Source organism: Massilia pseudoviolaceinigra (genome assembly GCF_030846505.1).
Classification (GTDB): domain Bacteria; phylum Pseudomonadota; class Gammaproteobacteria; order Burkholderiales; family Burkholderiaceae_D; genus Telluria_A; species Telluria_A violaceinigra.
On sequence record NZ_JAVCWL010000018.1, the window covers coordinates 123,672 to 145,346 of the forward strand.

The window sequence follows — 21,675 nt, forward strand, 5'->3', positions numbered from 1 at the left end:
GTTTATTGATGCACACACCGGAAGCACCGACGCCCGCCGAGCACCTGCCCATCGCAGAGCGCTGGCGGCGGCTGCGTTCCGCCTATCGGGTGTGCAACCGCGCCACCCACCATGTGCTGGGCTTTACCATCAAGCTGGCGCTGCTGGTGTATTTCATCTTCACCATCGTGTTTCTGGTGCTGCGCTATGTGGTTTTGCCGAATATTGACTATTACAAGGGCAATATCGAGCGCATCGCCAGCCGCGCGCTGGGCAGCGAGGTGACCATCACCCGCATCTACGCGTCCTGGCGCGGCCTGCGCCCGAACCTGTTTTTGGGCGACGTGATCGTGCGCGATCCCGGGGGGCGCCAGGTGCTGAGCCTGCCGAGCGTGTCGGCCACCCTGTCATGGTGGAGCGTGCCGACCCTGGAACCTCGTTTTTACTCCCTGGAAATTATTCGTCCCGACCTCGATATCCGGCGCGACGCCGCCGGCCAGCTGTTCGTGGCCGGCATGCTGATCAAGCGCCATGCCGATGGCGACGGCAGCGGCGCCGACTGGGCCTTCAAGCAGCGCCAGATCGTGATCCGCGAAGGCCGGGTGCAGTGGACCGACCAGTTGCGCGGCGCCCCGCCGCTGGCGCTGGAGAACGTCGACATGGTGCTGAAGAACCGCTGGCAGCACCACCGCTTCGGCTTGCGCGCCACGCCCCCGGCCAGCCTGGCCGGGCCGCTCGACGTGCGCGCCGACTTTGTCCATCCGCGCTTCGCCAAGCGCATGGCCGACGTGCGCCAGTGGAAGGGCGAGCTGTACGCCGACCTGCCCGATACCGACCTGTCCGCCTGGACGCCGTACCTCGATTATCCGGTCAAGGTGAGCCAGGGCCAGGGATCGGTGCGCGCCTGGCTGAGCCTGGACCGGGCCAAGCTGGCCGGTTTCACCGCCGACGTCGTGCTGGCCGGGGTGTCGGCGCGCCTCGGACGCGATTTGCCGGCGCTGGAACTGGCGCGCGTGCGCGGCCGCTTGTCGGCGCGCGAGACCTTCGCCAGCGGCAGCAACCGCGGTGCTCCGGCCTTCGGCGCGCACGGCCACGAAGTGAGCCTCACCGATTTTTCCCTGCTCACCGCCGACGGCCTGAGCCTGGCGCCGACCACCTTGTCCGAGTCCTACGTGCCGGCGCGCGGCAAGACGCCCGAGCAGGTGACGGTGAGCGCGCGCCAGCTCGACCTGGAAACGCTGGCCAAGCTGGCCGGCCAGCTGCCGCTCACGCCGGGGCAGCGCCAGATGCTGGCCGAGGCCGGCTTGCGCGGGCGGGTGAGCGACTTTTCGGCGCAGTGGCAGGGCAGGTTCCCGGACATTGCCAGCTACCGCGTGCGCGGCAAGCTCGACGGCCTGAGCATGCGCGCCCAGCCGGCCCGGCTGGCCGTGGCCAAGAGCGCGAACACGCCGGCGCGCGCGGCCGTGCCGCCCATTCCCGGCATCGAAAACCTGTCCGGCATGCTCGACGCGAGCGAGCAGGGCGGCGCGATCAGCCTCGATTCGCAGCAACTGGTGCTGCAATTGCCGGCCTGGTTCGCCGACCCGGCCATGCCGTTCGACCAGTTCGCCGCGCGCGCGCGCTGGCGCTTTGCGACCGGCAATAAATTGATGGTGGACCTGGACAGCCTGAACTTTGTCCAGGGCGCGCTGAGCGGATCGCTCTCCGGCACGCACCAGATGACCCTCGGGTCGCAGCCGGGCAAGCCGGCCGCGATCGTCGACGTCAGCGGCACGCTCAGCGGGTTTGCCATCAACACCATCGGGCGCTACCTGCCCCTGGCCACCCCGGAACACCTGCGCGGCTGGCTGACCGGCGCGCTGGAAGACGGCGTGGCCCAGGATGCCACCTTCCGCCTGCGCGGCGACCTGGCGCATTTTCCGTTCCGTACCAATACGCCGGGCGAGCGCAAGGGCGAGTTCCGGGTCGGCGGACGCCTGGAAAACGCGCGCCTGAACTACGCGCCCGGCCATTTCGCCCCCGACGGCGTGGCGCCGGTGTGGCCGCAGGCCGAGCAGATCAACGGCACGTTTCTGTTCGAGCGCGCGCGCATGGAAATCAAGGGCGACACGGGCCGCACCCGCGGCGTGGCGTTGAGCGCGGTTACGGCTGTGATCGCCGACCTGGCCGACCCGGACAAGGTGCTGGAAATCGATGGCAACGCGGCCGCGCCGATGCAGGATTTCCTCGGCTACGTGGAAGCGAGCCCGGTGCTGAACTGGATCGGGCGCTTTACCGAACACACGCGCGCCAGCGGCAACGCCAAGCTGGCGCTCAAGCTGCAGTTGCCGCTGAACCATCTGATCGAATCGAAGGTGCAGGGCACCTTGCAACTGATGGGCAACGACGTGGTGCTGTTCGACCCCTTGCCACCGTTGCAGGCGGCCATCGGCAAGCTCGAATTCAACGAACGCGGCATCAACCTGAACGGCGTCGGCGCCAGCTTCCTGGGCGGGCCGCTGGCCCTGACCGGCGGCAGCGGCCGCGACAATGCCATCGTGATCAAGCTGAGCGGCGTGGCCACGGCCGACGGCATCCGCAAGACCTATCCCGCGCCCGCCTTGCGCCATGTGCTGGGGCTGGTCTCGGGCGGCACCCGCTACACCGGCTCGGTGGTGGTCAAGGATCACCAGGCGCTGGTGACGGTCGACTCGACCCTGGCGGGCCTGGGCGTGGACTTGCCGGCACCCCTGAACAAGGCGGCCGCCGACACCCTGCCGCTGCATTTCACCCTGGGCGGCCTGCACGGCACGGACCCTGGCGTGGCGCGCGATGAAATCCGGTTGGCGCTGGGCGCCAACATGGGCGCGCGCTACCAGAGGATCAAGCACGGCAAGGGACCATGGCGGGTCGAGAGCGGCGGCATCGGCGTGAACGTGCCGGCCCCGGCCCCGGACAGCGGCGTGATGGTCAATGTCGACATGAAAACGCTCAACGTCGACCAGTGGATCGCGATCGCCGCCTCGGTGGCGCATGCCGCGCCCGAACCTGTGGGCGGCACCCCGCCGGCCGTTGCCCCTGCGGCCAGCGCCCCGGCGGCCGGCGTACCGGCGGCCGGCGTACCGGCGGGCACCGGAGCGGGCGATGGCGGCATGGACCTGGCGCAGTACGTGGTGGCCGATGTGCTGGCCGCGCGCGCTGGCGAACTGATCATCAGCGAGCGCAAGCTCGACAACGTGGTGGTGGGCGCTTCCCACGTGAAGGATACCTGGCAGGCGAATATCGATGCGCGCCAGGTGGCCGGCCACATCACCTGGGTCGAGGGCGCCGGCGGCCAGGGCCTGGGCAAGGTCACGGCGCGCCTGGCATCGCTGATCATTCCCGAGTCGGCCGCGGCCGGCGTGAAGGACTTGCTCGAAGGCGGCAAGAGCGCCGCGGCCACCATCCCGGCGCTCGATATCGTGGCCGAGCACTTCGAACTGTTCAACAAGAAACTGGGCCGGCTGGAACTGGTCGCCAGCAACGCCCAGGTTGCGAGCGGGCGCGAGTGGCAGATCAACAGCCTGCTGCTGGCCAATCCGGACGGCGTGCTGCGCAGCACCGGTAAATGGGTGACGCGGGAAGGGCAGAGCAATACCAGCCTGAATTTCTCCATGGAGATCGAGGATGCGGGCAAGCTGCTCGACCGCTTCGGTTTCCCGGAAACGCTGCGCCGCGGCAAGGGCAAGATGTCGGGCGACATCGCCTGGAACGGCTTGCCGTATTCGCTCGATATCCCTAGCCTGTCGGGCAAGATCGACATGCGCGTGGCGTCCGGCCAGTTCCTCAAGCAAGACCCGGGCGCGGCCAAGCTGCTGGGCGTGCTGAGCCTGCAAATGCTGCCGCGCCTGCTCAAGCTCGATTTCCACGATGTGTTTTCGGAAGGGCTGGCGTTCGACGGCATCAGCGCCAACGCCAGCATCACGCGCGGCGTGGTACGCACCGACAACCTCAAGATGCATGGCGTGGCCGCCACCGTGCTCATGGCCGGCACGGCCGACATTGCAAACGAGTCGACCAACCTCCATGTGGTGGTGATCCCCGAATTTAACCTGGGCACCGGCCCGCTGGTGTACGCGCTGGCGGTCAATCCGGTGGTCGGGCTGGGCAGCTTCCTCGCGCAACTGTTCCTGCGCGCCCCCGTGATGCGCGCGCTGACCTATGAGATGCAGATCACCGGCCCGTGGAAGGCGCCGGTCATCACCAAGCTGGGTTCGCCCAAGGGGCCGCCACCGCTGGCCGTGCCGGCAAGCAACGTCAAGCCGGGGACCAACTGAAGCGAACGACCGCAACGACCGACTGGAGACAATGACATGAGCACCGTGGCCGCAGTACAAATGATCAGCACCCCTGATGTCGCCGAGAACATCGCTACCGCCCGCCGGCTGGTGCGCGATGCGGCCGCGCGCGGCGCCACCCTGGTGACCTTGCCGGAATACTGGCCCATCATGGGCATGAGCGACACCGACAAGGTGGCCCATGCCGAAGCGCCCGGGCAGGGCCCGATCCAGGAGTGCATGGCGCAGGCCGCGCGCGAGCACGGCATCTGGCTGATCGGCGGCACCTTGCCGCTGGTGTCCCCCGACGCCGGGCGCGTGATGAACACCACCCTGGTGTACGACCCGCAGGGCCGCCCGGTGCACCGTTACGACAAGATCCACCTGTTCGGCTTTACCCGCGGCGCCGAAAGCTACGACGAGGCGCGCACCATCGTGCCGGGCGAGGCCGTGGTGACGTTCGAGGCGCCGTTCGGGCGGGTCGGCTTGTCGGTCTGCTACGACCTGCGTTTTCCCGAGCTGTACCGGGCCATGGGCGAGTGCGCGCTGATGGTCGTCACCGCCGCCTTTACCCACACCACGGGCCTGGCGCACTGGGAAGTGCTGCTGCGCGCGCGCGCCATCGAAAACCAGTGCTATGTGCTGGCGTCGGCCCAGGGCGGCACCCACCAGAACGGACGCCGCACCTTCGGCCACAGCATGCTGATCGACCCCTGGGGCGAGGTCAAGGCCGTGCTGGAAGAGGGCGAGGGCATCGTCAGCGGCGCGCTCGATCCGGCCTTCCTGGCGGGGGTGCGCGAAAGCTTGCCTGCGCTCAAGCACCGCAAACTGTGAGCTACCGCAATAAGCCGACTATGGCACAATGGCTGATCCACACTGAAAGACCCGCAAAATGACCCCGTTCGAACCGAATCTCTCCTCCCTGGCTGTCGCGCGCGATGTGCTGCTGACGCCATTTGGCCTCGATGAAGGCAAGCTCCTCTCCACCCTGGGTACGATGTTCACCCACAAGGTCGATTACGCCGATCTGTATTTCCAGTTCACCAAGAGTGAAGGCTGGAGCCTGGAAGAAGGCATCGTCAAGACCGGCAGTTTCTCGATCGACCAGGGCGTGGGCGTACGCGCCGTGTCGGGCGACAAGACCGCTTTCTCTTACTCCGATGAAATCTCGGAACGTGCCCTGCTCGACGCGGCCGCGGCCACGCGCACCATTGCGCGCGCCGGCGCCGGCAAGATCAAGGTGGCGTCCTCGATGACGCCGGTGGGCGGACGCTCGCTGTACCTGCCCAACGATCCGCTGGCCTCGCTCGACGCGACGGCCAAGGTCAAGCTGCTTGAGCGCGTGGAAAAAATGGCACGCGCGAAAGATCCGCGCGTGGTGCAGGTGATGGCGGGTCTGGCCGGCGAATACGATGTGGTGCTGGTGGTGCGCAGCGATGGCGTGCTGGCGGCCGATATCCGGCCGCTGGTGCGGGTCTCGGTGACGGTCATTGTCGAGCAGAACGGCCGCCGTGAAATGGGCTCGTCCGGCGGCGGCGGGCGCTACAACTACGGCTATTTCGACGACGTGGTGCTCGAGCGCTACGCGGAGGAGGCGGTCAAGGCGGCCGTGGTCAATCTCGATGCGCGTCCGGCCCCGGCCGGGCCGATGACCATCGTGCTCGGACCGGGCTGGCCCGGCGTGCTGCTGCACGAAGCGATCGGACACGGGCTCGAAGGCGACTTCAACCGCAAGGGTTCGTCGGCGTTTTCGGGCCGTATCGGCGAGCGCGTTGCCGCCAAGGGCGTGACCGTGGTCGACGACGGCACCCTGGCCGACCGCCGCGGTTCGCTCAACATGGATGACGAAGGCAATCCGACCCAGTGCACGACGCTGATCGAAGATGGCATCCTGAAGGGCTACATCCAGGACACGATGAATGCGCGCCTGATGAAGATGCCGGTGACGGGCAATGCGCGGCGCGAATCGTTCGCGCACCTGCCGATGCCGCGCATGACCAACACGTATATGCTGGGCGGCGACAAGGACCCGGAAGAAATCCTGGCCTCGGTCAAGAACGGCTTGTACGCGGTCAATTTTGGCGGCGGCCAGGTCGATATCACCAACGGCAAGTTCGTGTTCTCGGCCAGCGAAGCGTACATGATCGAAAACGGCAAGGTCACCTATCCGGTCAAGGGCGCCACCCTGATCGGTAACGGTCCGGACGTGCTCAACCGCGTATCGATGATCGGCAACGACATGCGCCTCGATTCCGGCGTGGGCGTGTGCGGCAAGGAAGGCCAGAGCGTGCCGGTCGGCGTGGGCCAGCCGACCTTGCGCATCGAAGAGGTGACGGTGGGCGGCACGGCGTAAGTTTTCCAGGGCCGGCGACTTTTCAGCGCCGTCAAGCGCCGTCATTGCCGGCACTGTTACACGAAGGGCGCACTTCCGGTGCGCCCTTTGTGCTTTTCCGGCCGGCGTGCCGGCTGGCCGCACCGGGACCTGCGTACTCCGGACTTCGTATTCAGAACTTCGTACTCAGAACTTCGTACTCAGAACTTGTACGTGGCCCTCACGTAAAACGTCCGTCCGAGCGGGTCCGTGTAGCGCGGATCGTAGCCCTGCTGGAAGGTCGTACTCTGGACCGTGAAGGGCGGGTCGTCGTCGAGCAGGTTCTTGACGCCGGCGGTCACGCTGACCTTCTGGTTGGCCGTGTAGGTGCCCGCCAGGCTCCAGGTCGAGTAATGTCCCACGCGGCCGGGCACGACTCCGTTTTCATCGGGCTGGTCGTCGTAACCGGACAGGTAGCGGTTGGACAGGGTCATGTTCACGGGACCGCGGGTCCATCCCAGACTGGCGTTGTGACGCCAGCGGAATACCGGACTGGCATCGGCATAGCGCCCCACGTTGACGGTGAACGGCCCGTTGCGCTCGTTCTGATAGTCGTAGCGGTCCACCCAGGTGCCATCGACCCCCAGGGTAAAGTCGCCCCACTGGGCGCGCTGGAGGCGCCACAGCAGTCCCACGTCGACGCCGCGGGTCTTGACCTCGCCCAGGTTCTGGGTGATGGTCAGCACGTAGTCGAGCCGGGTGCGGGCGGCATTGTAGAAATACAGGTTCTGGTATTTCTGGTAGTTGCCGAAGATTGATTCCTCCGCCAGGGCGCTGATCTGGTCCTTGAGCCGGATATCCCAGTAGTCGAGCGACAAGGTCAGGTCGCGCGTCGGTTCGAGCACGAGCCCGGCGCTGTAGGTGCGCGAACGTTCGGGCTTGACGTCGGGGTTGCCGCCCTGACGCTGGTTTTGTTGCTGGTCGCAGGCCAGATTGGGATTGGCCCCGGGAACCGCCGTACCGCCCGGACACAGCACCGGATCGTTCCACGGGTTGCCGGTGTTGGTGGTGGTCTGCGGCCCGTGCAGATCGTACAGGGTGGGGGCGCGGAAACCCTTGTTGAACGAGCCGCGCACCAGCACCTGCTTGCTGGGCTGCCAGCGCAGCGCCACCTTGGGGTTGAAGCTGTGGCCGAAGTCGGTGTAATCGTCGTAGCGCGCGGCCAGGTTGACTTCGAGGTCCTTGATGACCGGGATGTTGAACTCGGTGAACACGGCGCCGATGTTGCGGCTGCCGCTCTGGTCCTGGGCGTCGGCGTAGCCGGAACTGGACGCCTGGCTGGCCAGCGCGCGGTCGACGCGGTAGTCGGCTTCGTCGCGCCGGAATTCGCCGCCGAGCGCAAAGCCGAGCGGGCCGGCGGGCAGGGTCATCAACTCGCGGCTGGCCTTGAAGTCGATGGCGCCGCTCTTGATCTTGGCGCGCAAATATTCGCCCAGAAGCAGCGACTGGCCAAGGTACTCATTGCCGGCGGGCGTCTGCTCGCCGAACGGATTGAGCAAGCCGCTGCCCACGCCTTCGATGATGCGCGCATCGATCACGTAGCCGCCGGTGAACGCGCTGCGGGCCCGCCCCATCGCATACGACAGGCCGGCGCTGTAGTCCCAGCCGCCAAGCGTGCCTTCCATGCTGGCCAGCAGGCGGTCCGACAGGCTCACGTCCAAGCCTTCGCGCTTGCCGGTCACCAGAGGCCGCCAGCTGACGTCGAGCGGCTCGCCGGTCAGGCCGGTCACGGCCGGGGTGATGCCGGCGCCCGGATAGAAGGGGCTGGTATTGGTCATGGTCAGCCCGATGCCGGCCAGCGGCGGTGGCGCCACGCGTGCTTCGTTGGTGCTGCGGCTGTGCAGGTATTCCAGGGTGGCGGTATGGTCGGTCCCGAGTTTTTTGCTGAAGCGGCCAAGGAAGGTTTCCTGCTTGGTCAGGGGAATCAGGTCGACGAACTGGGTCGAGTCGAAACGGCAGTTCGGCGCGCCGGTCAGGTTGGGGATCGAGTAGGGCGGACGGCAACCGCTGGCAAAGCTGGGATTGCCCGAGATGCCTTCCTCGGAAAAGAAGTTGGCGGGGAAGGTGGTGCCGCTGGTCTGGTACATGCCGCGCTCGGGGCGCACGCCGGTGCGCGCGAAGTCGCGGTCGGTGGCCGTGAGCGAGGACTGGCGGTGAAAGTCGACAATGCCGAGCACGTTGTAGCCGTCGGTGGCCAGGTCGCCCCAGCCGCCGATGACGTTCACGCGCTGCTCGTCGCCGCCGCCCGAGCCGGCCGGTTCGTACGCTTCCACGCTCACTTCCAGGCCGCGGTAGGAGCGCTTGGTGACAAAGTTGATCACGCCGCCGATGGCGTCGCTGCCGTAGATGGCCGAGGCGCCATCGCGCAGCACCTCGACCCGGTCGAGCGCGGCGACGGGAATGATGTTCAGGTCGACCGTGTCGGCAAAGAACGGGTGGTTGGCCAGGCGCCGGCCGTTGAGCAGCACCAGGGTCTTGTCCCCGCCCAGGCCGCGCAGGTTGGCCGTGGCGCGCCCGCCGGTGCCGGAGCCGACCGACTGGCTGGCGCCGGTCGAGGTCTGGTTCATCGGGATCGTGGCCAGCACTTCCTGCGCGGTCGAGAGGCCCTGCTTGGCAAAGTCTTCGGCGCGCAGCGAGGTGATCGGCAATGCGGTTTGCGCCTCGAGGCGCCGCCTGATCGAGGTGCCGACGATTTCGACTTTTTGCATGGTCTGGGAAGTGTCGGCGGGGGTCTGGGCCTGTGCGGGCAGGGCCAGCATGCCGGCGCCGAGCAGGGCGCCGCCGGCGCACAGGCCGCGGATGGCGGCGGATAAGGCTTTTTCAATCATGGATTGCTCCGGTAATCAAACGGTTGGTGAAAGGGTGCTGCTAAAGAAAGGGTGCTGCTAAAAGGTGTAACGCACGCCCGCCGTGAAAAAACGCCCCACGGCGCCGGCATAGTCGAGCGGGTTATAGCCCGTGGCGCCGTAGGTCAGCGGGTCGAGCGGGGCGATCTGGTCGAAGATGTTTTGCGCCGTTCCGAACACGTCGATGCGCGGCGCCGGCTTCCAGCGCACGGTCAGGTCGACCGTGGTGAAGGAGGGCAGTTCGCAGTCGGCCGGGGCCGGGTCGCCGTTGGCGAAGTGGCTGGCGCAACCGGCCGGGTCGTTCTTGAACAGGGTATTCTTGAGTTTGCCCCGGTAGTTCACGTTGGCCGACACGCGCCACGCCGCGCGCTCCCATGACAGCCTGAAATTGACCCGGTCGTCGGGCGTGCCGATGCAGTTGGTGACGTCGCAGTTGCCGTGGGTGCCGGCGTAGTCGCGCGTGCTGCCGTCCTGCTCGGTACGCTGCCACTTGAACAGGTGAGTCCACTTGACATCCATGCTCGCTTCGCCGGTGCCCGGCCCGAAGTCGAAGCGCTGGCGCAGGTCGAGGTCGGCGCCGCGCACCTGGGTCCGCGCCGAATTGACGTAGCTGGCCAGCACCGCCGTGATCGGGCCGGGGTCGCCGGGACGGGCGGCGCTGCTCGGATCGCGCGCGATGCGGCCCGCCGCGATGGCGGCGTCGCTCTGCTCCTGGTTGATTTCGTTCTTGCGCTTGATCTCCCACAGGTCGAGCGCGATATTGGTGCGCCGGTAGGGATCCCACACCATGCCGACATTGATGCTGCGCGATTTTTCGGGCGACAGCGCCGGGTTGGGCGAGGTGATGATCGCCACCGACGCCGGGCTGCAGGCGATCTCGATGCCCAGGGCGCAGCGCAGCGGGTCGGCCGCGGTGGAGTACGCGGCCAGGCCGCCGACCCCGTTTTCGGCCGTGCTCGGCGCGCGAAAGCCGCGCGCGTACGTGCCGCGCAAGGCAAACTGGCGCACCGGCGTCCATTTGACGCCGAACTTCGGTGTGTAGGAGTCGCCCGCATCGGTGTAGTGGTCGGCCCTCAGCGCAGCGGACAGTTCCACGGTGCTGTGCACGGGCGCGAGCACCTCGCCGTACAGCGCGCCCACGTTGCGCGCGCCCTTGTAGGCCGAATAGCCCTGGCCGATGATGTTGCCGCGCCCGGTGCCGGGGACGGCTTCCAGATCGGCTGTTTCGCGGCGGAATTCACCGCCGAACGCGATGCCGAGATTGCCGCCGGGCAGTTCGGTCAGCTGGCGCGACGCGCGCAGGTCGATCTGGGCGATGCGGCTCTTGGCATCGTTGTTCAGCGTCGGCGCCAGTGCCGCGTACAGGGCCGGCGCATTGAGCCCGGCGTTTTCGGCGATGCGCCAGACGGTACCGGGCGGCAGCGCGGCATAGGCCGGATGGGCGCGGGCCGCCGCCACGTTTTCCGGACTCGGATTGAGCAGTGCGTACAGGACGTCGCGCTGCGGATAACGGCTGCGTTCGCTACTGACCTGGTTTTGCGAGTACAGCAGGGCGGTGTCCAGCTCCCACCGGCCCATGCTGCCCTTGGCGCCGAGCAGGAAGCGGACGAAGTCCGAGTCGATCTTGCTCGTGCGTGGTCCGAGGTCGGCCGCCATGTAGCGCAGCCGCGCCGGCCTGCCGAAGTACGGATTGTCGGGATGGGCCGCGCCCAGCGCCACGGAGGTGCTGGTGACCGGCCCGGCGGGAGAGCCGACCGCGCTGCTGACCGCCGACGGCGTGGAAGACGATGCCGATTCGCTGCGGTACAGGTTCAGTTCGGCGTAGGTTTGCAGCTCCGGGGTGGCCTGGAACGTGGCGCGCCCGAAAAAGTTGATCCGCTCCTGGCTGGGCTGGATCTGGCCGTACAGCTGCGCCGCGTCGACCAGGCAGCCGCCGCCCGGGTCGCCCTGCGGATGGCGCGTGAAGTTGGCGCAGGCCGCGCCCGGAAAGGTGCGCGTGAAGCCGGCCCCGCCCAGGTTGCCGCGGTTGACGTAGTCGAGCGTATCGGGGTTGCGTACATTGCCGTTGATGGCGCTGCCGGCGGCATTGTTGACGGTGATGGCGCCGGTGCCCCCGAGCGACTCCTGGGCGCTGAAACCCCAGGGGCGCAGGTCGCCGCGCCCGATGTGGCCGCGCCCGGCGCGGTCGCGGTTCCAAATGGCGCCGCGCCGCCCGTACTCGAGGCTGGCCAGGACGTTGTAGCGGTCGGCGTCCAGGTCGCCGCTGCCCCAGGTGACGGAGGCGACGCCATCGTTGCCGTCGCGTTCGCGCGACTGGCCGAAGCTGGCGCGCAGCGCCGTGCCGTGAAAGTCGCGCCGCAGGATCACGTTGACCACGCCGGCGATCGCGTCCGAGCCGTAGATGGCCGAGGCGCCATCCTTGAGTACTTCGATCCGCTCGACCGCATCGGCCGGGATGATGTTCAGGTCGGAAAACATCTTCTGGCCATCGTCGGCCAGGCCGTAGGGCGCCACCCTGCGCCCGTTGAGCAGGACCAGGGTGGAGGCGGCGCCCAGGCCGCGCAGCGAGATGCCGGAAGCGCCGCTGGCGAAGCCGCTGCCGAAACTGGACGGCACCGACCCCTGGTTGTCGACGGCCAGGGTTTGCAGCAGTTCGGCCACCGTGGTTTTGCCGGAACGCTCGATATCGTTGCGGTTCAGGGTGATGACGGCGGCCGCGGTTTCGGCCGTGGCGCGCGGGATGTGGGTGCCGGTGATTTCCACCCGCGGCATGGGGCCGGGCGGCGCCGGGGTTTGGGCCTGGGCGGCCAGCGAGAGCAGGGCCAGGCTGGCACCGCCGCCGCCGGCGAGCAGGTGCCTTAGCGGACAGGAAATGACGGATTCTTTCATTGCGGACTCCGGAAAACGGTTGACTGCCCCGCCCGCTTCGCCCCGGGATGACCATGATCTAGGTCAATCTATCTATTTGGAAAAGTTGACCGGGGTTTGATCTGGCGCAAGGATCGGCTGAGGACTGGATGGACCGAGTTTTGCACCGGGCGCGCCGGCACGACTGATCTGGATCAAACGTGACAAGCATCCGGGCGCCCATTGTGGGGAAGGCGCAACCGCTTGTGGCGTATCGCCTTGACGAACGCCGATAAAACAGCTTGCCAAATTGCAGGAATCGTTGTTATAGTCGTTGCACCACATTTGGATTCTTGCCATGCACAACGTCTTTTTCTTTACCTGCTACTTTTACTTTAGCAATTCCAACCCTAAGGCGGTGGAGTAGCGGCAGGTTCACGTAGCAATGACGAGATCTTGCAATATCCAGAAAAACCGCCAGCCATGGCGGTTTTTTTTTAGCCCATCCATTTTGAATGACCCAGCCACGGAGAAAAGCATGCCACGCACCGACGATCTACGCATCCGCGAAATGAAGGAATTGACGCCGCCCTCCCACCTGATCCGCGAGTTTGCCTGCGGCGAGCGCGCCGAGCAGACCGCCAGCGCGTCGCGCGTGGCGCTGCACCGCATCCTGCACGGCCAGGACGACCGCCTGATGGTGGTGATCGGCCCGTGCTCGATCCACGATACCAAGGCGGCCATGGAATACGCGCGCCGCCTGATCGGCGAGCGCGAACGTTTCAAGGACGAGCTGGAAATCGTCATGCGCGTGTACTTCGAGAAGCCGCGCACCACGGTCGGCTGGAAGGGCTTGATCAACGATCCGTACATGGACAACAGCTTCCGCATCAACGACGGGCTGCGCATGGCGCGCGAGCTGCTGCGCGACATCAACGAACTGGGCTTGCCGGCCGGGACCGAGTACCTGGACGTGATCAGTCCGCAGTACATCGCCGACCTGATCAGCTGGGGTGCGATCGGCGCGCGCACCACCGAGTCGCAGGTGCACCGCGAACTGGCGTCCGGGCTGTCCTGTCCGGTGGGCTTCAAGAACGGAACCGACGGCAACGTCAAGATCGCGGTCGAAGCGATCAAGGCGGCCTCGCACCCGCACCATTTCCTGTCGGTGACCAAAGGCGGGCATTCGGCGATCGTCTCGACCAACGGCAATGAGGATTGCCACGTCATCCTGCGCGGCGGCAAGACACCCAACTATGATGCCGCCAGCGTGGAACTGGCCTGCCAGCAAATCGCGGCACTCGGCCTGGCGGCGCGACTGATGATCGACGCGTCGCATGCCAACAGTTCCAAGAAGCCGGAAAACCAGGTGCCGGTGTGCGCCGACATCGCGGCCCAGGTGGCCGGCGGCGACGAGCGCATCGTCGGCGTGATGGTGGAGTCGCATCTGGTGGGCGGCCGCCAGGATCTGGTGCCGGGCAAGGAACTGGTCTACGGCCAGTCGATCACCGATGGCTGCATCGACTGGGACAGCAGCGTGGCCGTGCTCGAAGGCCTGGCCGCGGCTGTGCGCCAGCGCCGCGTGCGCCAGGACCTGTGAGCGTTAACCGAGGGTCGCGCTGACGGTTGCGCCGACTGTTGCGCGGGGCTGCGCCAGCACCCCGCTGTTTTCCCGAAGCGCCGGCGGCGGTGCCGGCGCGCGCGGGCAGGCGTATCGAACGGCGCCAGCGCCCGCAAGGCGCGCTTCAAACGTGCCAAATTTGCCTCCGCGACGAGCGGGCACGGCTTCGCATTGCAAACCACGGCAATCAATTACCTTTATTCAATCACAATTTCCTGGCCTGCACGTAAAAAAATGCCCCGGAAACGTATGCAGGACACCAAGCCTGTTGTTTATATGCATATTCGGTATTTACCGTTGACATCAATTATTCCCGTATGTTTCTATCTTGGGCTTGATTGGCAAAAAGGCATAGCCGAACGCCAATTGACAAGTCGCTCTATGCGAAGTGAAGAAGTTCAGCCGACGGAGACAGCGCTACCAAGAACTCGGCTGGTTGTACCTTGCAACGGAAGACTCCGCAATCCGGATCCGGCCACCGCAAGGTTCGCTACTTAAATTGATGCACCCTCCAAAAGATGGTGTTAATACTAATATTTTATAAAATCAAGGGATTTCACACATGATGACAGAAACCGTTTTATCGCGTTCACTGCGCCTGGTTTTCTCGGGCGGTATCGCCGTCGGCCTTGGCCTCGCAGCACTGCCTGCCGTGGCGCAGACCGCTTCCCAGGACAACTCGATGCAGCGCGTCGAGATCACCGGCTCCTCGATCAAGCGCGTCGCCGCTGAAACCGCACTGCCTGTCACCATTCTTCGCCGCGAAGACATCGAGCGCACCGGCGCCACCTCGGCCCAGGATCTGGTCAACCTGATCCCGGGTAACTTCGGTGGCGGCGTCACCGCCAACAACGTCGGCGCGTCCGGTGTGCCATCGACCGCCAACCTGCGCGCCCTGGGCGCCCGTTACACGCTGGTGCTGCTCAACGGCCGCCGCGTGGCCAACTATGCGGTCGGTAACAACCCGGTCGACTTGAATTCGATTCCGCTGTCGGCCATCGAACGCATCGAAGTGCTGCGCGATGGCGCCTCCGCCGTGTACGGCGCCGATGCGGTTGCGGGCGTGATCAACTTCATCCTGCGCAAGGATTACAAGGGCGTGGAAGTATCCGCCTTCAAGACCCATGTCGACCAGGGTGGCGGCGACACCAAGAGCTTCAATATCACGGCCGGCTTCGGCGACCTCGCGACCGACCGCTTCAACGTGCTGGTCAGCGCCAACCACGAAGAGAACGACAAGCTGACCGCCAGCCAGCGCAGCTTTTCCACCACCTCCGTGCGTCCCGATCTGGGCATCAACAAGTCCTCGCCGCGTAACGGCGTGCCCAACCTGAATTTCAACGACACGCTTGGCAACAAGTATGTCGGCGTCAATCCTTACCGTTACAACGGTTGCGACAATCCCGAATTCAGCCTGGTGGTCATCAGCGAAAAAGGCTGCGGCACCGACTACGTCAAATACATCGACCTGATTCCGGAAGCGAAGCACTCGAACCTTGTGACGCGCGCGGTCTTCAAGCTCACTGAAAACCACGAACTGTTCGCCGAAGCGGCCTACACCCGCGACAAGATGATCTCGGCCTCGTCGCCGGCACCGTACACCGAGACGATGCGCTATCCGGCCAACGGCCGCTTCTACCCGAAGAGCGTCAAGCTGCCTAAGGGCCTGGTTCTGCCCGCCGGCTACAAAATGCCGAACGGCAGCGTCACCACGGCCGAAACCGTACTGGCTGCCGATATGGATGTGACGCCGACCGGTCCGATCACCGGCACCTGGCGTACCGTCCCGGGCGGCGGGCGCAACGACCTGACCACGACCGAGAACACCCGCATCGTGGTGGGCGCCAAGGGCAATCTGGTGGGCTGGGATTACGAGACCGCCTTAACCTACGGCAAGAACGAGGTCGAGATTTCCTTCGGTCCAGGCCGCTTCAGCTACTCCAAGCTGAAACCGCTGGTCGATTCCGGCGAAATCAACGTGTTCGGCACGCAAGACGCGGCCAGCTTGGCCGGCCTGCTCGGTTCGCAGCTGACCGGCTTCCAGAACGGCGGCACCTCGGTTTCGAAAGAGTTCGACTACCGCATGTCCAAGGAACTGTTTACCATGCCGCACGGCGCGGTCGGATTCTCGGTGGGTACCTCGTTCCGCAAGGAAGAGTTGAAACAGGTGTCCTCGCCAGTGCTGGCCTCGGGTGACGAAGTCGGCGGCGCCGGTGAAATCCCGAGCGTCTCGGGCGACCGCCAGGTGTTCGGCCTGTTCAGCGAAGCGGTCATTCCGGTTTTCAAGAACTTCGAACTGACCGCCGCCGCACGCTACGACAAGTACAAGAACGGTTTCGGCACCGAGTTCGACAACATCAGCCCGAAACTCGGCTTCACCTTCCGTCCAAGCACCGCCATCATGATGCGCGGTTCGGTGGCCCGCGGCTTCCGCGCGCCGACCCTGGTCGACAACCTGAATCCGAAGGCGATCAACAATACCTCGGCCAACTTCAGCGACCCGGTGCGCTGCCCGAATGGCGTGCGTATCAATGAATCGGTCGGCGAACGGCAGGACGAGTGCGACGTTCAGCTGAGCACCCAAAACAGCGGCAATCCCGACCTCAAGCCTGAGAAATCGAAGCAGTTCACCCTTGGCCTGGTATTCCAGCCGACCGCCAATTTCAGCGGCTCGATCGATTACTGGAACGTAAAGATCGACAAGTCGATCAATGCCATGTCCGAAACCACGGTGTTCAACGATCCGGTCGGTAACGTGGCCCAGTTCTATCGTTATGATCCGCAAATCGAGGATAAATACCAGGAAGATCTTGAGATCGCGAAGAAGGCCAATCTGCCGCCGCCGCCAGTACCGGTCGGTGGTATGGATCTGCCGTACAAAGCCAGCACCAACAAGGATTTCCCGCTCGCGTACGTGGCCCTGCCACGCGTGAACACGGGTAAATTCTTCGCCGCCGGCGTCGACCTGAACCTGAACTATCGCCAGAAGATGGGCGACATGGGCACCATCGGCGCCAACTACGATGTGACCTACTACACCGACCACGGTTATCAGTATGAAGGTTCGCCGGAAGTGAGCGACCTGGGCGACTACAAGGATTTCGGTCCGACGCCACGCTACCGCCACACACTGGGCACCACTTACGCCATCGGCCAGTGGAATGCTTCGCTCACGCATAACTACACCAAAGGCTACAAGGATTACACCGATGTGGCATCGGTGGGCCCGGACTACCCGCTGGTGCGCAAGGTCGATGCTTATTCGACCTTCGACGCGGCGCTGGGCTGGAAGCCGATGAAAAACGTGAGCGTCACTCTGGGCGTGAAAAACCTGACGGACGAAGATCCGCCATCGTCGCGTAACGCCGCCAACTTCCAGGTTGGTTACGACGCGACCTTCACCAACCCGCTGGGCCGCACGTTCTACGCACGTCTGAACTACAAGTTCCTGTAATTGCCGGAGTGCGCGGCGGTTGACAGACAGCCATCGCGTACTCTTGTAAGAAACTTGTATGACGTAAAAAACCCCGCCGGACATTCTGTCCGGCGGGGTTTTTTCTTTGGCGGCCCGCTTCCGCCCGTGCTAAAGCGTACAGTTTTCCCGAGTGGCAACTGACACCAGACGCGCGTCCAATTGACGCATCCATACCCAGGATATTTCGGACCTGCTAATCGGATCGGTCGATGAGCTGCACTGCAATGCGTCCATCAAGGTTGGGACACCTGCGCATTGACATTTTACATGGCTAAAATTTATCATGGTGATAAAATATGTCGATACTGTGGGCAGTCCAACCTACCCGTGTTCCTGCCTTTACGATAGGCAAGCGCACAATTGCGGAAGGGCCGTTGATTGACTTGGCGAAGCTGCAACAGCTTATTGCGAACGGAAGTGTGGCTGTCGAGAACGATGAGCATATGTGGGTTGCTACGCGTAAATGACGTCGCGATCTGGAGAAGTACAGTTGGGACCATGCCCAAGAAGGCCGCATGTTGTGCGCGCTTCGTCCCGGGCGTCACCCCAAGGGTGATTACAAAAAGTCCGAGTGGTGCGAAGTGGACGGAGGCGGCATGTTCCCCTGTGACGTTTACCATTTGCCCTTTGATGAATTGAGAGGGGAAAGAAATCCCAACGGCCTGTCCATCTCTATGAAATTTTCCTTGGATGAGCACGGCGAGTTGATGTTGGTGCTGGTTTCCTGCCACCTCTAACGAATGTATGAAGGCTGCCATGACGACAACGATGATCTGCCGGGTCTGCAAACGCGGCACCTTGCGCGAGGTGGTGTCTCGTCGCGAATTTTTCCCGAACAAGACCACTGTCAGCATGGAGCTGCTGCGATCGCAATGCGACGCGTGCGGTGTTGTCAGCACCCTGTCCGCGCAGCACGCGGACAATCTGCGCAGGCTGGCCGCGCGCAAGCCGCAATACGGCGTGCAGTTGATGGGCGAAGAGTACATTGCACTGCGCAAGCGCTATGGGTTGACGCAGCAGCAGGCATCGAAGATATTCGGCAAGGGCCTGATCGCATTTTCCAGATACGAGAACGAGGACTCGTATCCGGATACCTCGACCCGACTTCTGATCGAGCTCGCCATTGCCCGTCCGGACATTCTCAAAACGCTGGCGGACCGCGCCGAGGTCACGATCCCGCTGTGGAAAGAGCGGTGCGCAGACGAGAAACAGATGACCGCCGGCCAATGCCAAGCAGCCACATCCAGCCGCGCTCCCATCACGCATGCGTAAGGGGTAGCGCAGAGCACGGTACCCCCATGCCAACCGCAATCCGCACAGCAGCGGGCCGCCGTTCCTGAGACGCCGATCAGTGATCGATCCTGCAAGGACGAAAAAAAACCGCCGGGCTCCGGCGGTTTTTTTGTCAGCTGAAAACGCTTAGAACGCGTAGCTGGCGCGCAGATACACGGCGCGGCCGATCGGGTCGCTGAAGCGCGGATCGTAACCCTTCTGGAACAGGGTTCCCTGGTTCGAGAATGGCGGCTGTTCGTCGAGCAGGTTTTTCAGGCCGGCGGTCAGGGTCAGTCCCTTGATGCCGCTGTAGCTGCCCGACAGGTTCAGCAGGCTGTACGCTTCGACCTTGTGCTTGAACTCGTCGGCGACCTGATTCTGATCCTGGTACGAGGACTTGAACGATTGCGACAGGTTGGCGCCCCACGGGCCGCTGTTCCAGTTCAGCGACGCAGTGTGCTGCCAGCGGAACACCGGCGCCATGTCGGCGTAGCGGCCCACGTTGTGCACGAATTCGCCGTTGCGCTCGTTCTGGTAGTCGTACTTGTGCACATAGGTGCCGTCCATGGTCACGGTGAAGTTGCCCACGCTGGTGCGCGGCAGGCGCAAGGTCATGCTGACGTCGACGCCGTCGGTCTTGACTTCGCCCAGGTTGTTGAGGAAGTTTTCGATCGCATTCGGCGAGCCGTCCGGATTACGCAGGAACAGCGCCTTGTACTTCTCGTAGTTGCCGTAGATGGTTTGCTCAGGCAGGGCGGCGATCTTGTCCTTCAACTGGATATTCCAGTAGTCGGCGGCGATCGTCACGCTCGGGATCGGCTCGATCACGGCGCCGAAGGAGAACGACTTCGATTTTTCCGGCTTCAAGTTGATATTGCCACCCTGCAGCTTGAACTGTTGCAGATCGCAATCGCGCAGCGGATTCGAACCTGGCTGCGGCTTGCCGCCCGGGCACAGGATCGGATCGTTGTAGCTGTCGTTGGTATCGTTGCGCGACGGCGGACCGTTTTTCTCGAACAGGGTCGGGGCGCGGAAACCGGTGCTGGCCGAGCCGCGCACCAGCAGCTGCGGGGTCGGCTGGTAGCGCAGGCCGATCTTCGGGTTGGTGGTGTTGCCGACGTCGCTGTAGCGGTCGTAACGGGCCGCCAGCTGCACTTCCAGTTCCTTGGTGAACGGCAGGTTCAGTTCGGTGAACACGGCCTGGATGTTGCGCGAACCCGTCTTCGACAGCGAACCCGACAGACCCGAGCTCGACGCCTGCGAAGCGATCGCGCGGTTGACGTTGAAGTCAGCCGTCTCGCGCCGGATTTCGGTGCCGACCGCCACCGCCATCTGGCCGCCGCCCATCGGCATCAGGTCGCGGCTGGCCTTGAAGTCGAACGCGGTGTTCTTCACTTCGGCGCTCTGCACGCGGCCGCGCAGGGCGGTGCTCTCCAGATAGGTCTTGCCGGCCGCATCCTGCAGCGCGAACGGGTTGAGGATGCCATTGGCCACGCCGGCCGCGAACGCGGCGTCGGCCACGTAGCCGCCCACGAAGTCTTCGCTCGACTTCGACATCGAGTGCGACAGGCCGCCCTTGTAATCCCAGCCCGCCAGCAAGCCTTCCATGCCGAACACGATGCGGTCGGCCTTGCCTTGTGAATCGATGGTGCGCTGGCCCGATTCGAGCGGACGCCAGTTGATCGACAGCGGCCCGCCGGACACGCCGCTGGTCGGATAGTATTTACTGGTGTTGGGCATGATCAGCCCGGTTTGCGGCGGTGGCGCCGTGCGCGAGGTCACGTCGTTTTGCGAATGCAAAAATTCCAGGCTGGCCAGATGGTCGGCGCCCAGCTTCATGCTGGCGCGCGCGAAAATGGCCAGTTGTTCCTGGTCGGGCATGCTGTCGATCTGGCGCGTGTAATCCTGGCGGCAGATGCCGGCCGCGTTCGGGACCGAGAACGGTGGGTTGCAACCGCTGGCCCAGCCCGGATTGCCCGACTTGTCGGCGCCGGCATCATAGAAATTGCCGGGGAAGGTGGTGCCGCTGGTCAGGTTCAGTCCGCGGCTCGGTACGATCCCGGTTTTCGAGAATTCGCGCTGCTGCGAGTTGATCGATTCCTGCTTGTGCCAGTCGACCACGCCGAAGACGTTGAAGCCGTCCTTGTCGAGGTTGCCGAAGCCGGTGGACAGGTTGACGCGCTCTTCGTCGCCGCCGGCCTTGCGTGGGCGCACCAGTTCGCCGGTGATGGTGGTGGTGTTGACCGAGCGCTTGGTGATGAAGTTGATCACGCCGCCGATGGCGTCGGTGCCGTAGATGGCGGACGCGCCGTCGCGCAGCACTTCAACGCGGTCCAGGGCGGAGAGGGGAATCATGTTCAGGTCGACGCTGGAGCTGTCGTACGGGTGGTTGGCGAGGCGCCGGCCGTTGAGCAGCACCAGCGTCTTGTCGCCGCCCAGGCCGCGCAAGTCGGCGCTGGCCTGGCCCCCGGTCGGCAAGCCGCTGCTGTTGCCGCCAACGACGTTGCCGCTGCCCATGGTGGTCTGGTTCGATGGAATGCGCGACAGCGCTTCCTGGGCCGTGGTCAATCCCTGTTTGATGAACTCGTCGGCTTTGATGACGCTCAGCGGCGTGGCGGTTTCGCTTTGCATGCGTTTGATCGACGATCCGGTGATCTCGACGCGCTGCATTGGCTGGCCGTCCTGTGCGAACGCCGCGCCTGCGAGTCCGCCGCCGGCAGCGAAAATCGCGCCCAACGACAGGGATAATACGGTTGGCTTCATCATGCTGTTCAACTCCATCCAAAAGTGAGAGGGGACTATAGAATCATCAGGTGCTGCGGGTGTCAATCGTGCAAGATTCCGTTTGATCAAAATACAACGGAAATGGCTAAATTGTTTAGCTTGATTTACAAAGTAAGCTTCCAGTCAGCAAGCATGTTCCTGCAGGCAGCAATTGCTGCTGTTGAACAGCGTGCCGACGATCGGCG

The 21,675-nt window shown here is 64.5% G+C and carries 9 protein-coding genes; 6 read left to right on the forward strand and 3 right to left on the reverse strand.

The genetic code is table 11. From position 1 onward, the window contains the following. The first annotated feature begins 8 nt into the window (after positions 1-8). Genes RBA40_RS18720 through tldD form a run of 3 tightly spaced genes read left to right on the forward strand, consistent with a single transcriptional unit; the run spans position 9 to position 6,627 of the window. Positions 9-4,274, forward strand: a complete 4,266-nt coding sequence (locus tag RBA40_RS18720; protein ID WP_306649274.1) for a YhdP family protein — start codon at positions 9-11, stop codon at positions 4,272-4,274. Between the two features lie 36 nt (positions 4,275-4,310). After that, positions 4,311-5,108 (forward strand): carbon-nitrogen hydrolase family protein, encoded by a 798-nt coding sequence (locus RBA40_RS18725; protein WP_306649275.1) that lies wholly within the window; start codon positions 4,311-4,313, stop codon positions 5,106-5,108. A 58-nt stretch (positions 5,109-5,166) separates the two neighbouring features. After that, positions 5,167-6,627, forward strand: coding sequence for a metalloprotease TldD (gene tldD / locus RBA40_RS18730; protein ID WP_099874580.1), 1,461 nt, complete (start codon positions 5,167-5,169; stop codon positions 6,625-6,627). Positions 6,628-6,806: 179 nt separating this feature from the next. Here the strand turns inward: tldD and RBA40_RS18735 are convergent, their stop codons facing one another. Both RBA40_RS18735 and RBA40_RS18740 read right to left on the reverse strand, forming a co-directional pair. Further along, the gene (locus tag RBA40_RS18735; protein ID WP_306649276.1) at positions 6,807-9,473 is read right to left on the reverse strand and encodes a TonB-dependent receptor; all 2,667 of its coding nucleotides are present in this window, start codon (positions 9,471-9,473) and stop codon (positions 6,807-6,809) included. 57 nt (positions 9,474-9,530) lie between these two features. Continuing rightward, positions 9,531-12,380, reverse strand: coding sequence for a TonB-dependent receptor (locus RBA40_RS18740; protein ID WP_306649277.1), 2,850 nt, complete (start codon positions 12,378-12,380; stop codon positions 9,531-9,533). Between the two features lie 496 nt (positions 12,381-12,876). On the opposite strand from RBA40_RS18740, the gene aroG reads away from it, so the two are divergent. From aroG to RBA40_RS18755, 3 genes are all read left to right on the forward strand, one after another. Next, positions 12,877-13,938, forward strand: coding sequence for a 3-deoxy-7-phosphoheptulonate synthase AroG (aroG, locus tag RBA40_RS18745; protein WP_306649278.1), 1,062 nt, complete (start codon positions 12,877-12,879; stop codon positions 13,936-13,938). Between the two features lie 583 nt (positions 13,939-14,521). Beyond that, positions 14,522-17,413, forward strand: a complete 2,892-nt coding sequence (locus RBA40_RS18750) for a TonB-dependent receptor plug domain-containing protein (RefSeq protein WP_306649279.1) — start codon at positions 14,522-14,524, stop codon at positions 17,411-17,413. 777 nt (positions 17,414-18,190) lie between these two features. Then, positions 18,191-18,706: a type II TA system antitoxin MqsA family protein gene (locus tag RBA40_RS18755; RefSeq protein WP_306649280.1), complete on the forward strand. Its 516-nt coding sequence runs from the start codon at positions 18,191-18,193 to the stop codon at positions 18,704-18,706. A gap of 147 nt (positions 18,707-18,853) precedes the next feature. On the opposite strand, the gene RBA40_RS18760 is transcribed toward RBA40_RS18755, so the two are convergent. Next, positions 18,854-21,472: a TonB-dependent receptor gene (locus tag RBA40_RS18760; protein WP_306649281.1), complete on the reverse strand. Its 2,619-nt coding sequence runs from the start codon at positions 21,470-21,472 to the stop codon at positions 18,854-18,856. Positions 21,473-21,675 lie beyond the last annotated feature (203 nt).

What these genes read in the sequence shown, in the direction of transcription:
- RBA40_RS18720 (WP_306649274.1), top strand. Translation starts at nt 9, where the DNA reads ATGCACACACCGGAAGCACCGACGCCCGCCGAGCACCTGCCCATCGCA.
- RBA40_RS18725 (WP_306649275.1), top strand. Translation starts at nt 4,311, where the DNA reads ATGAGCACCGTGGCCGCAGTACAAATGATCAGCACCCCTGATGTCGCC.
- tldD (WP_099874580.1), top strand. Translation starts at nt 5,167, where the DNA reads ATGACCCCGTTCGAACCGAATCTCTCCTCCCTGGCTGTCGCGCGCGAT.
- RBA40_RS18735 (WP_306649276.1), bottom strand. Translation starts at nt 9,473, where the DNA reads ATGATTGAAAAAGCCTTATCCGCCGCCATCCGCGGCCTGTGCGCCGGC.
- RBA40_RS18740 (WP_306649277.1), bottom strand. Translation starts at nt 12,380, where the DNA reads ATGAAAGAATCCGTCATTTCCTGTCCGCTAAGGCACCTGCTCGCCGGC.
- aroG (WP_306649278.1), top strand. Translation starts at nt 12,877, where the DNA reads ATGCCACGCACCGACGATCTACGCATCCGCGAAATGAAGGAATTGACG.
- RBA40_RS18750 (WP_306649279.1), top strand. Translation starts at nt 14,522, where the DNA reads ATGATGACAGAAACCGTTTTATCGCGTTCACTGCGCCTGGTTTTCTCG.
- RBA40_RS18755 (WP_306649280.1), top strand. Translation starts at nt 18,191, where the DNA reads ATGACGACAACGATGATCTGCCGGGTCTGCAAACGCGGCACCTTGCGC.
- RBA40_RS18760 (WP_306649281.1), bottom strand. Translation starts at nt 21,472, where the DNA reads ATGATGAAGCCAACCGTATTATCCCTGTCGTTGGGCGCGATTTTCGCT.